The sequence below is a fragment of the Devosia sp. SD17-2 genome (genome assembly GCF_029201565.1).
Classification (GTDB): domain Bacteria; phylum Pseudomonadota; class Alphaproteobacteria; order Rhizobiales; family Devosiaceae; genus Devosia.
In genome coordinates this window covers 4,113,277-4,125,698 of the sequence record NZ_CP104002.1, presented here as the reverse complement: position 1 = coordinate 4,125,698, position 12,422 = coordinate 4,113,277, and the positions used below count along the sequence as shown (strand labels likewise).

Here is a 12,422-nt window from a genome sequence, read left to right as displayed (position 1 = left end):
GTACGGTTGTGCTTGACCCAAAAGCCCGCTTGGGCTTAGAACCAATCCAAACTTTCCATTCCTGCCGCTGGGAACGATACTAGAATGACCAAGGCTCGCACGCTTTACGACAAGATCTGGGACGACCATCTGGTCCAGAACAATCCTGATGGGACGAGCCTTCTCTATATCGACCGTCACCTCGTTCACGAAGTGACCAGCCCCCAGGCCTTTGAAGGCCTGCGCATGAATGGCCGCAAGGTTCGTCACCCTGAGCGCACCCTCGCCGTTGTCGACCACAACGTGCCCACGACCGATCGCTCGCTGCCCAATCCCGATCCGGATAGCGCCATCCAGATCGAGACTCTGGCCGAAAACACCCGCGACTTCGGCATCGAATATTACGACCCGTTCGACAAGCGTCAGGGCGTCGTTCACATCGTTGGTCCCGAGCAGGGCTTTACGCTGCCCGGCATGACCATCGTTTGCGGTGACTCGCACACCTCCACCCACGGCGCGTTCGGCGCTCTGGCGCATGGTATCGGCACCTCGGAAGTGGAACACGTTCTGGCCACCCAGACGCTGATCCAGCAGAAGGCCAAGAACATGCTGGTGCGTGTTGATGGTCAGCTGCCCCCGGGCGTCACCGCCAAGGACATCATTCTCGCCATCATCGGTGAAATCGGCACCGCCGGCGGCAATGGCCACGTCATCGAGTTTGCTGGCGAAGCCATCCGCTCACTGTCGATGGAAGGCCGCATGACGGTCTGCAACATGACCATCGAAGGCGGTGCCCGCGCCGGCCTCATCGCTCCCGACGAAACCACTTTCGCCTATGTGAAGGATCGTCCGCGCGCCCCCAAGGGCGAAGCGTTCGACATGGCCGTCGACTACTGGAAGACCCTCTACACCGACGAAGGCGCGCACTACGACAAGGTCGTCATCCTCGACGCCGCCAAGCTGCCGCCGATCGTGTCTTGGGGTTCCTCGCCGGAAGACGTCATCTCGGTTCAGGGTGTCGTGCCTAACCCCGATGAGATCGCCGACGAGACCAAGCGCGCCTCCAAGTGGCGTGCCCTCGACTACATGGGCCTCAAGCCCGGCACCAAGATCACCGACATCAAGCTCGACCGCGTCTTTGTCGGCTCGTGCACCAATGGCCGCATCGAAGATCTGCGCGCCGCTGCCGCCGTCATCGGTGGCCGCAAGGTCGCCAGCCACGTCTCTGCCATGATCGTTCCGGGCTCGGGCCTCGTGAAGGCTCAGGCGGAGGAAGAAGGTCTCGACGTGATCTTCAAGGATGCCGGTTTTGAATGGCGTGAGCCGGGCTGCTCGATGTGCCTAGCCATGAACCCGGACAAGCTGGCTCCCGAAGAGCGCTGCGCGTCCACCTCGAACCGCAACTTCGAAGGTCGCCAGGGCTTTAAGGGCCGCACGCACCTCGTCTCGCCCGCCATGGCCGCCGCTGCCGCCATTGCCGGCCACTTCGTCGACATCCGCGAGTGGAAGTAAGCAAGACCGATTGGTCGGGGCTCTTTGCCCCGACCCTCGACGATTTTGAGGCCATGGCTGCAAAGGCCCTGGCCGAACTTCCCGAACCCTTCAAGACGCTTGCGGCCGATGTCACCTGCTCGGTGGCCGAATTTGCCGAGGATGACGTGCTTGAAGGTTTTGGCATGGAGAGCCCGTTCGAGCTGATGGGGCTTTTCACCGGCATCGGCCTCACCGAGGACGGCGCCGTGCCCCAGACCGGGCAGATGCCCAACACGGTCTTTCTCTATCGCCGCGCCATTCTCGACTATTGGACCGAGCACGACGACAATACGCTCGGCGAGATTATAACCCATGTGCTGATCCACGAACTCGGCCACCACTTCGGCTTCTCCGACGAGGACATGGAAGAAATCGAAGCCCGCGCCGACGCTGAGGACTAGGCAGGACTGAAAACGAAAACGGCGCCCCGCGGCGCCGTTTTTTGTCATCTCCAGGCGATTTTAGCCCTCGGCGCCGACTGGCGTACTGGGCTCGGCTTCAGGCGCATATTTGGTCAGCAGCGGCACCTGGCTCATCGAGAACAGCACGGTCAACGGCATCACGCCCCAGACCTTGAACGTCACCCAGGTGTCGGTCGAAAAATTCCGCCACAGCACTTCGTTGAGCACTGCGAGCACGAAGAAAAACAGGCCCCAGTTGAGCGTCAGCTTCCACCAGCCCTCGGGGCGCAGGCGATAGACCTCGCCGAAAACATATTTCAGCAGCGACTGGCCGAACAGCAGCCCACCCAGCAGCACCGAGCCGAACAGCACATTGGTGATGGTTGGCTTGATCTTGATGAAGGTGTCGTCCTGCAGCCACAGCGTCAGCCCGCCGAACACCAGCACAACGACGCCGGTGACGAGCGGCATCACCGGGATCTTCTTGAGGATGAACCAGCTGGCGATCAGCGAAATCACCATCGCGCCCATGAACCAGGCGGTGGCGGTAAAAATATCTGCCCGTGCATTGGCGATGAAGAACACCACCAGCGGTCCAAGCTCCAGGCCCAGTTTGGTCAGTTGAGGGCGCAGCTCGTCCCAATTGGCTTCGGGTTCGGCTTTTTCGGTCATTATCTCGATCCGGAATGATTGCACCCAATGTGATGGCATCAGGCCCGCCATGCAAGCTTTAGCGGCCAAGCATGGTAATTTTTGGACTTCCCGGCGTGCGGCGAAGCCGCCGAAAGGCTCCTGTGGAGCGTTTCGAGCCGGGAAGGCCATGGGAGCTAAGCTCGAATGGCGGGGATTTTGTCTTCGCGTGCGGCGAAGCCGCCGAATGGCCCTGCGGAGCGTTTCGAGCCGTGAAGGCCATGAGAGCTAAGCTCGAATGACGGGGCTAGTTCTGCCCGCTGCTCGCTATCCACAATCCGTCCACCCCACCGGGAAGGAATTTGGGATTGGCCGGGAAGGCGACTATGGTCCGGCCTTCGAGAAAAACTGATTCCGGGACAGCCATGGCCGCCACCCTGACGCAAGACATTGCCAATCGCATTGCCCTCGATATCGGGGCCAAGCCGCAGCAGGCCATCGCCGCCATCACCTTGCTGGACGAGGGCGCGACCGTGCCCTTCGTCGCGCGTTACCGCAAGGAAGTGACGGGCGGACTGGACGATACGCAATTGCGTCTTCTCGCCGATCGGCTCGCCTATCTGCGCGAGCTCGAAGCCCGGCGCGCCAGCATCCTCTCTTCGATCTCCGAACAGGGCAAGCTGACCCCTGAGCTTGAGGCCGCCATCGGCAAGGCGCCGACCAAGGCGGAGCTCGAAGACCTTTACCTGCCCTATAAGACCAAGCGCCGCACCAAGGCGGAAATCGCGCGCGAAAAGGGGCTGGGGCCGCTGGCCGATGCGATCTTCGAGGATCGCCGCGCCGAGCCCCTCACCCTCGCCCAGGCCTATGTCACTGAGGCCGTGCCCGATACCAAGGCGGCGCTGGACGGCGCACGCGACATCATCGCCGAGCGCTTCTCGGAAAATGCCGAGTTGCTGGGCAGGTTGCGCACTTACATGAAGGAACGCGCCGTTCTGCGCTCGCGCGTCGTCGCCGGCAAGGAGCAGGACGGAGCAAAATTCTCCGACTATTTCGACCATTTTGAAAAATGGTCGACGGTCCCCAGCCATCGTGCCCTTGCCATGCTGCGCGGTCGTAATGAGGACATCCTCAATCTCGACATCGAGGTGGACGCGGACGATCCGTCCCCGGTCAAGCCGGCCGTGCGCATGATCGCGTCCGCCTTTGGCATTGGCTCCAGCCTGCCCGGCGACAAATGGCTGCTCGAGGCGGCAGCCTGGACTTGGCGCATAAAACTCTCGATGAGCCTTTCGCTGGCGTTGATGAGCGATCTGCGCGAACGCTCCGACGAAGAAGCGATCCGCGTCTTTGCCCGGAACCTGAAGGATCTGCTGCTGGCGGCACCCGCCGGCAGCCGCACCACCATGGGGCTCGATCCCGGCATTCGCACCGGGGTGAAGGTCGCCGTCGTCGATGCCACCGGCAAGTTGATCGCCACTTCCACCGTCTACCCCTTCCAGCCGCGCAATGATGTGTCCGGCACTCAGGCGGAACTCGCCAAGCTGATCCGCGCCCATGGCGTTGATCTCATCGCCATCGGCAATGGCACCGGCAGCCGTGAGACCGAAAAGCTGGTCGCGGACATGCTGGCGCAACTGCCATCGCCAAAACCGACCAAGGTGATCGTCTCGGAGGCCGGGGCCTCGGTCTATTCCGCCTCGGAAGCGGCGGCCGCAGAATTCCCCGGGCTTGACGTGTCGCTGCGCGGGGCTGTGTCGATTGCCCGGCGCCTGCAGGATCCTCTGGCCGAACTGGTGAAGATCGAACCGAAATCCATCGGCGTGGGCCAGTATCAGCATGACGTCGATCAGTATCGCCTCGCGCAGATGCTCGATACCGTGGTGGAAGACGCGGTGAACGCGGTGGGTGTCGATCTCAACACCGCCTCGGCGCCGCTGCTGGCGCGGGTGTCCGGCCTCGGTACCGCGCTCGCACAAGCCATTGTTGCGCACCGCGACGCCAATGGCCCGTTCAAGAGCCGCAAGCAATTGCTCGACGTGGCGTGGCTGGGCCAGCGCACCTTTGAGCAGAGCGCAGGCTTTTTGCGCATTCGCGACGGGGCCGAGCCGCTCGATGCATCAGCCGTGCACCCGGAAGCCTATGGCGTGGCGCGCAAGATCGTCTCCGCCTGCGGGCGCGACGTGCGGGCCCTGATGGGCGACAGCGCTGCGCTCAAGGCGCTCGATCCACGCGTCTTTGTCGACGATCGCTTCGGCCTGCCGACGGTGAAGGATATTCTCGCCGAGCTTGAAAAGCCCGGCCGCGATCCGCGCCCGGCCTTCAAGACCGCGACCTTTGCCGACGGCATCGACGACATCAAGGACCTCAAGCCCGGCATGATGCTGGAAGGCACGGTGACCAATGTCGCCGCCTTCGGGGCCTTCGTCGATATCGGCGTGCACCAGGATGGCCTTGTCCACGTCTCCCAGCTGGCCGACAAATTCGTCAAGGATCCGCATGAGGTGGTGAAGGCCGGCGATGTGGTTAAGGTGCGCGTCGTGGAAGTCGATGTCCCGCGCAAACGCATTGGCCTGACCATGCGCAAGGATGGCGGCGAGGCGCCCGCCCCGCGCGAGACGCGATCCGACAGGGGTAGGCCGAATGCGCGCCCCGCGGGCCGGCCGGGCAATGAGCCCGACAAGGGCAATGGAGCGTTCGGCGCCGCCCTGAGTGCTGCGATGCGCAAGAAATAGACAATGGACAGGCGCGGATGCCTCGAGGGTGTCCGCGCCCTTTTTCGGCTCAGCCCAGCCAGATGCCGTCGCTGATCTGGTCGAAGACGCGATCCTTGTTCTCGGCGCTCTCGGAGAAATGCGCCAGAAGATCGCTGCGCGTGCCATCGCCGCTGGCCAGCCGGCCGATCCAGTAGTCGTAGCCGGCCTGTTCATATTCGCGGCCCAGCGTGTGTCGATAGAGCAGTTCGACGAAATTCTCGTTGCTGACGCTATCTTCGGTTCCGAAGGTGTCGATGAATTCCTCGGAGGCGAGGAAATGGCGGGAAACGCCCATCAGATCGTCTTCCGCCTTGTCCAAACGGCCGATCCAGAATTTGAGGCCGCTCTGGTCGGGTGCTCGTTCGAAGGCGGCCTGATAGAGGCGATAGGCTTGGCCGGCATTGCCGTTGATGTCGATGGCAAGCACACCGTCAAAGCCAAATACGATGCGTTCAATATTGGTGAGAGTATCGGTGCCCAGATCGCCCACAAGGTCCACAACAGTGACCGTGTCGGTGCCTATGCCCGAGATTTGCAGGTCGCCCTGGCCGCGATCCCAAAAAGCGACGAAATCGCGACCGGCACCGCCATCGATTGCGTCATTGCCACCATTGCCGACGAGAAAATTGCTCTGGTCATTGCCGGTGATCACGTCGTCGAAATCGGAACCCTGCGCCTCGGTAAAGCCGACGAGTGTATCGACATCGCCATTGATGGCATTGGTCACCTGGCCGTTAGCGAGATCGATCGTGAACCCCGAATTGATGGTTTCGCCCTCACGCCGGTAATCCACATAGTCGCGCGTATCCCCGGCGATGAGGAGGTCTGAGCCACCCAGTCCGGACAATTGCGTGGCGATGCCATCATTGGCGCCCTCCATGACATCGTGGAAATGCGTGCCCCGGAAGGACTGGTTCTCGGTGAGGTTGACGCTGTCCACCGAGCCATCGGATTTGTAGATCCGGCCCTCGCCCAGTTTCATATGGACGCCGACAAAACCGGCCTGGTTGCCGATCAGATCCTCGTGGTCGTAGTACCAGTTATACGAGAACGTCACCCATCTCGGCGCGTCGAAGGTGAACGTGCTCGATCCCGTGCCGGGGGCAATATGAATGTCCACCCCCGGGCCGAAAGTCATCGTGTCCGCATTGCGGGACCCCACAATGCCGTCGAGGGCGGTAAAACTGTCCGTGTCGCCGAACGTGTCTACGATGGTGCCGCTGCCATCGCCGCTCCATTTGACAATTATGCCCTTGTCGCCGCCATCTTCATTGTAGGAAACCTCGTCCCAGCCGTCGCCGCCGCCATCGATGAAATCATCGCCCTCGCCGAGTTCGCGGAACCAGTCGTCGTCCATGCCGCCGACCAGTCGGTCGGGGCCGCTTGTGCCTCTGAAATCAACCATGATGTACCCCTTTTCGAAATAGCATTGCCTGGGGCGCGCATGACGCCCGTTTGAAAGCTAGACGGGGGCGGGGCAGGGCTGACAGCTATCAGAACTGATAGGGGAATGCCCCTAGATCAGGCCGAGGCGGACGGCGATGGCAATGGCCTGTTCGCGCGTGCGGGCGCCGAGGCGGCGTCGGGCGGACATGATGTGGAGGTTTACCGTTTCCGGCTTGATGCCAAGGGCAAAGGCAATGCGGTCATTGGCCATGCCCTGGGCGAGATGGCCGAGGACGTCCGCCTCGCGGCGGCTGAGGGCGGGTCCGGCGATGTTCTTTTCGGGCAGCGACACAAGCACCAGCGCTGCATCTGCCGCCGGCGAAAGGAAATCGTCCCCGCCATTGCCGCCCAGCGCCCGCGGCAGGGGGAGCACCCGAAAATATTGAGGCATATCGCCATCGGGACGGCGGAGGGTGAACGATCGCCCCGCCGCCGATAGATGCCTGAGGCTAAACTGGGCAAGCACGCGCTCCAGCCAGTTTTGCGCCCTGGGATCGGCAAAGCCCAGGCGTCCACCTCGACAGTCGAGCATCGTGTCGACATCCGAAACCAGCTTCCGTGCACGCGCATTGGACTGCTGGATGCGCCGATCCGACCCGACGATGAACGCCGCACCGGAGAAGATCTCGAGCTTCTCCGCCCCCCTGTCAGTCTCGGGACGCGCATGGTGATAAATGGCAAAGCCGTGCCGCAGGTGCGGACTGAGGGCGTTGAGCATGCCGATGACGCGCGGTTGCAGCCGCTCGCGATCGACGAGGCGGATATTGCAGGAAATGCGGAAGATACGATGGCTGTCCCGCATCAGGGTCAGCCCGGCACCGGTGCTGATGTCCTCCTGCGGCCGGATCCAGTCATTGTACCATTCGGTGCGATAAAGCGCCTCGGGCTGCAGCAGGGCCTCCGAGGGCAGGGCAACGCCCACCGGCATTGTGGCTGCGCGCTCCGACCATGGGTTGATGGCGGCAAAATGCTGACGGAACGACGCCAGATAGGGGACAGAATAACCCGCCCCGATCATGCCGATGTTGCGATGGGTGCTGGTATCCTGCCCGTGCAACGCCAGATAGGCGTGGCCGAGACTGGCCTGAATATTGTCCAATACAACTTGCCACGTCACCTCGTCCGTGGCGGCCGAGTAGATCGTCTGAATTAGTCCATTCAGTCTATCGTAATCCTTGGCAAGCAATTTTGCTTCCCTCAACTTCCCGGATTAATGGCGACACAAGTCCTGGTCTGTTGCAATACACAAATATTAGAGACAGGCTTTCCGGGACTGTTTTTCATTTTTTGACACCGAGGGGGCGTCATGCAGAAAAACTGGGTGGAAACGTCGTGGGGACGCGTCGGATACATGCGCAGTGGCGGGCGGGGGCCGGTCGTCGTCCTTTTGCACTCCAATTCGACCAGTGGCGAAATCTTCTCCCGGCAATTTGCCGGGCTTGGTAAACGGTTCAGTCTTGTCGCGGTCGACCTGCCTGGCCATGGACGCTCGGCAAACCTTCAGGAGCCGTTTTCCTATGGGCTTGTCAGTATGGCGGCAGTGGTCGGCGTGGCGCTCGACCGCCTGGGCATCAATGATCCGCTGATGGTCGGCACCTCGCTGGGTGGGCATGTAGTGCTCGAAATGATGCGACACCGCCATATGGCGGGAGCGATGCTCGTCGGCACGCCCCCCTATGCCCCCGATCCCGCCCGTATCGGGGAGGCCTATCGCCCCGATCCGGTCGCTGCGCTCTCCTTTGTCGCAGAGCTCAGTCCCCAGCAGGTCGCCGATTTCGCCGATGCGTTGAGCGATGGTCATCCCGATACGAACCTCTGGCGCCGGGCGATCATGCGCACCGACCCCAACATGCGGCTGCATCTGGCGGCAGGTCTGTTCGACCCTGAGGCTGGAGACCAGCGGCAACTGGCCGAAAACAGCGCGGTGCCACTCGCCATTGTCAACGGCGCCGAGGATCGTTTCGTTGATCTCGACTATGTCGACAGCCTTGCCTATGCCAATCTATGGTCTGGCCGAACCTACCGGATTGCTGGGGCGGGACATGCGCCCTTCGTCAGCAAGCCGGAAGCGTTCAATACGATCCTGAACCGCATGGTGGAGGATGTTTTTGGGGCCTGAGGGGCGCAGGTGGAGCGGTTTTGATGCGTATTGCCATGATCGGCAGCGGTTATGTGGGGCTGGTGAGCGGGGCGTGCTTTGCCGATTTTGGCCATGAGGTGGTCTGCGTCGATCAGAACGCCGAGCGCATAGCGTCGCTGAACGCCGGCAAGATCCCGATTTTCGAGCCCGGGCTCGACGCGCTGGTGGCCGAGACAGTCAAAGCCGGGCGGCTGCGCTTCACCACCGATCTGGCGCCTGCAGTCGCCAGCGCCGAAGTGGTGTTCATCGCCGTGGGGACGCCCTCACGACGGGGCGACGGCCATGCTGATCTGAGCTTTGTCGAGGCCGCGTCTGCCGAAATCGCGGCGGCGCTTTCCGGTTTTACCGTGGTGGTGACCAAGTCCACCGTGCCGGTGGGGACCGGAGACAAGGTGGAAGCCATCATCCGGGCCACCAATCCAGCTGCCGACGTGGTGGTGGTCTCAAACCCGGAATTCCTGCGCGAGGGCGCCGCGATTGAAGATTTCAAGCGGCCCGACCGGGTGATCGTCGGCATCGAGGATGAGCGCGCTCTGCCGGTGATGACCGAGATCTACCGGCCGCTGTCGCTCAATGCGCCCCCGCTCCTCTTCGTCGATCGGCGCACGGCGGAGCTCACCAAATATGCAGGCAATGCCTTTCTCGCCATGAAGATCGCCTTCATCAATGAAATGGCCGATCTCTGCGAAAAAACCGGCGCCAATGTGCAGGATCTGGCGCGCGGTATCGGGCTCGACGGGCGCATTGGCTCAAAATTCCTCAATGCGGGGCCTGGCTATGGCGGCTCCTGCTTTCCCAAGGACACGCTGGCGCTGGTGCGTATCGGCGAGGAATTCGGCAGCGCCGTATCCCTGGTCGAAACCACCGTCGCCAGCAATGAGCGCCGCAAGGCCAGCATGGCCGGCCGGGTGATTGCCGCGCTGGAAGGCAATGTCTCGGGCAAGCGGGTCGGCATATTGGGCCTCACCTTCAAGCCCAATACCGATGACATGCGCGACTCGCCGGCCTTGCCGCTGATCGCCGATCTCCAGGCGGCCGGGGCGCAGATCCGCGCCTATGATCCCGAAGGCATGGACGCGGCCAGCACGCTGGTCGACAGCGTCACCTTTTGCAGCGATGCCTATGACGCAGCCGCGGACGTCGATGCTCTGGTGCTGGTGACGGAGTGGAACGCCTTCCGCTCCCTCGATCTCACGCGGCTGCGCGACGCCATGGCGCGCCCGGTGTTTGTCGACCTCCGCAATGTCTACCGCGACAAGGAGATGGAAGCCGCCGGCTTTGCCTATTCCAGCATCGGCCGTCCCAATGGGAGCGGGCGCGGCGCGGACAGAAGGGCGGCGGCCGAATGAAGGTTTTCATCACCGGAACGGCCGGCTTCATCGGCTTTCACCTCGCCAGGCGGCTCCTTGCCGAGGGACATGAGGTGGTCGGCTACGACGGGATGACGCCCTATTACGATGTGTCCCTGAAGACAGCACGGCACGCGATCCTCTCCCGCGAGCCGCGCTTCCGGGCTGTTGAAGCCATGCTGGAGGATGCGGCGCGGCTCGAAGCCGAAATCGCTGCGTTCTCGCCCGAGAGCGTGGTGCATCTCGCCGCCCAGGCCGGGGTTCGCTATAGCCTCGAAGCGCCGGAAGCCTATGTCAGCGCCAATCTTGTGGGCACGTTCAACCTCCTCGAATCTCTCCGCCGCCACACGCCACGCCATTTCCTCTTCGCCTCCACCTCCTCGGTCTATGGCGGCAACGACGAGTTTCCCTTCGCCGAAGCTGACCGGACCGATTTTCCCGTCTCGCTCTATGCCGCCACCAAGAAGGCGGGCGAGGCGATGAGCCACTCCTATGCGCATCTCTTTTCGGTGCCGACGACCTGCTTCCGCTTCTTCACGGTCTACGGCCCCTGGGGGCGGCCGGACATGGCGCTGTTCAAGTTCGTCTCCGCCATCGAACAGGGCGCGCCCATCGACGTCTACGGCATGGGCCGGATGCGCCGGGATTTTACCTATGTCGATGATCTCGTCGCTTCCATCGTGGCCCTGTTCGATGCCATGCCCGTGGCTGGCAACCCGACGCAGGCAGCCGGCGTTGTGGACTCGCTTTCTCCGGTGGCGCCCTGGCGCAGCGTCAATATCGCCGGCGGTCAGCCGGTTGAGCTGATGGACTTCATCGCAACCATCGAACGGCATATGGGGCAGACCGCGCAGAAGCGCATGCTGCCGATGCAGGCAGGCGACGTGACCGCGACCGAAGCGGACGCCGGGCTGCTCGAGGCGCTGACCGGTCAGCGCCCGACGACGGGAATTGACGTGGGCGTTGCCGCCTTTGTCGATTGGTATCGGGACTGGCAGGGCGGCAGAACGGGCTGATTCCCCGGGCGCCGCTGAGGAACAGAAGGGGCGCCAGATGCAAAAGATTCTGTTTTTCTATCGGGACATCGGCAATGGCGGTGTCCAGAAAAACATGCTGCGGCTGGCCGAAGGGCTGGTGGCCCGGGGCTGGCAGGTCGATTTCCTCATCGCCTATACCGAGACCATGGAATTTGCGGTGCCCGAGGGCGCGACCCTCCGCAGGGCGGCGGCGCCGCATCCGGTGCGGCTTGTGCCCGAACTGGCGCGGCTGATCGACGAGATCCGGCCTGACGCGATCTATACCGCCATGCCCAATTACAATTGCGCGGCGCTGGTGGCGCGCATGCTGTCCCGGCACAAGCCAAAGATCATCATCTCCGAGCGCAGCGACACGAGGGCCGAGCAGGCCCAGCACAAGGGCTATGATTTCTATGGCCTGGCGCTGCGCATGGCGCCCTGGCTCTATCGGCAGGCCGATGCCATCCTTGCCGTCTCGACAGAAACAGCGGACAGCTTGGCAGCCGCCAATGGCATCGAGCACTCCCGCATCGTGGTCATGCACAATCCCGTCGTCAGCCCGGCGCTCGAAATCGGAGCGGCAAAGCCGCTCGAACACCGCTGGGCGAGCGGGGATCATCGCCTGATCGTCTCGGTCGGTCGCCTCGCCCCGCAGAAGGATTTTGCCACGCTCCTCCGCGCCTTTGCGCTTCTGCAGCACAGACGGACCGAAGCGCGCCTCGTCATCATCGGTGGCGGTGGGGAACGCGAGGCGCTCGAGGCGCTGGCCGCCGAGCTTGGCATTGCCGACACGGTCGAGTTCGTCGGTTTTGATCCCAACCCCTATCGCTGGATGGCGCGGGCGGATGTGTTTGTGCTCGCCTCCCTCTGGGAGGGGCTGCCCACGGTGATCATCGAAGCGCTCGCCTGTGGCGCCACCATTGTCGCCACCGACAGCCCCAGTGGACCGGCACAGATCATCGGACGCGACGGTCAGCTGGGCTACCTCGCGCCCGCCGGTGACGCCGAAGCGCTCGCCGAGCGTCTCGATTTCGCTCTGGATCATAAAATTGATCCGGAGCGCCTGAAAACAGAGGCCCGAAAATATTCCTCCGATGATTCTGTTGATCAATTCGAGGGGGTTGTTTCGGGACTTCTCGTAAATCCATAAGTCCGGCTTGTTATTCTTTCGT

10 protein-coding genes are annotated in these 12,422 nt (G+C 62.6%); 7 read left to right on the top strand and 3 right to left on the bottom strand.

Annotation, left to right across the window (positions count from 1 at the left end; genetic code table 11):
- Positions 1-84: 84 nt before the first annotated feature.
- Both leuC and NYQ88_RS20180 read left to right on the top strand, forming a co-directional pair.
- Positions 85-1,491 (top strand): 3-isopropylmalate dehydratase large subunit, encoded by a 1,407-nt coding sequence (gene leuC / locus NYQ88_RS20185; protein WP_275652852.1) that lies wholly within the window; start codon positions 85-87, stop codon positions 1,489-1,491.
- Complete coding sequence (locus NYQ88_RS20180) at positions 1,482-1,913, top strand: metallopeptidase family protein (protein WP_275652851.1); 432 nt, start codon at positions 1,482-1,484, stop codon at positions 1,911-1,913. The genes leuC and NYQ88_RS20180 overlap by 10 nt, the downstream gene beginning before the upstream one ends.
- Positions 1,914-1,973: 60 nt before the next feature.
- Here the strand turns inward: NYQ88_RS20180 and NYQ88_RS20175 are convergent, their stop codons facing one another.
- Positions 1,974-2,585, bottom strand: a complete 612-nt coding sequence (locus NYQ88_RS20175) for a septation protein A (RefSeq protein ID WP_275652850.1) — start codon at positions 2,583-2,585, stop codon at positions 1,974-1,976.
- 383 nt (positions 2,586-2,968) lie between these two features.
- Between NYQ88_RS20175 and NYQ88_RS20170 the strand changes: the two genes are divergently transcribed.
- Positions 2,969-5,278 carry a Tex family protein gene (locus NYQ88_RS20170; protein ID WP_275652849.1) on the top strand — a complete coding sequence of 770 codons (2,310 nt, stop codon included), beginning with the start codon at positions 2,969-2,971 and terminating at the stop codon, positions 5,276-5,278.
- A 49-nt stretch (positions 5,279-5,327) separates the two neighbouring features.
- On the opposite strand, the gene NYQ88_RS20165 is transcribed toward NYQ88_RS20170, so the two are convergent.
- Positions 5,328-6,704 carry a DUF4214 domain-containing protein gene (locus tag NYQ88_RS20165; RefSeq protein WP_275652848.1) on the bottom strand — a complete coding sequence of 459 codons (1,377 nt, stop codon included), beginning with the start codon at positions 6,702-6,704 and terminating at the stop codon, positions 5,328-5,330.
- A gap of 111 nt (positions 6,705-6,815) precedes the next feature.
- Positions 6,816-7,844 (bottom strand): helix-turn-helix transcriptional regulator, encoded by a 1,029-nt coding sequence (locus tag NYQ88_RS20160; protein ID WP_275652847.1) that lies wholly within the window; start codon positions 7,842-7,844, stop codon positions 6,816-6,818.
- Positions 7,845-8,051: 207 nt separating this feature from the next.
- Between NYQ88_RS20160 and NYQ88_RS20155 the strand changes: the two genes are divergently transcribed.
- The 4 genes from NYQ88_RS20155 to NYQ88_RS20140 are packed head-to-tail and all read left to right on the top strand — an operon-like array spanning position 8,052 to position 12,400.
- The gene (locus tag NYQ88_RS20155) at positions 8,052-8,864 is read left to right on the top strand and encodes an alpha/beta hydrolase (RefSeq protein WP_275652846.1); all 813 of its coding nucleotides are present in this window, start codon (positions 8,052-8,054) and stop codon (positions 8,862-8,864) included.
- A gap of 23 nt (positions 8,865-8,887) precedes the next feature.
- Positions 8,888-10,234, top strand: a complete 1,347-nt coding sequence (locus NYQ88_RS20150) for a UDP-glucose/GDP-mannose dehydrogenase family protein (RefSeq protein WP_275652845.1) — start codon at positions 8,888-8,890, stop codon at positions 10,232-10,234.
- The gene (locus tag NYQ88_RS20145) at positions 10,231-11,250 is read left to right on the top strand and encodes an NAD-dependent epimerase/dehydratase family protein (protein ID WP_275652844.1); all 1,020 of its coding nucleotides are present in this window, start codon (positions 10,231-10,233) and stop codon (positions 11,248-11,250) included. Before NYQ88_RS20150 ends, NYQ88_RS20145 begins: the two co-directional genes overlap by 4 nt.
- A gap of 37 nt (positions 11,251-11,287) precedes the next feature.
- Positions 11,288-12,400 carry a glycosyltransferase gene (locus NYQ88_RS20140; protein ID WP_275652843.1) on the top strand — a complete coding sequence of 371 codons (1,113 nt, stop codon included), beginning with the start codon at positions 11,288-11,290 and terminating at the stop codon, positions 12,398-12,400.
- Positions 12,401-12,422: the final 22 nt, after the last annotated feature.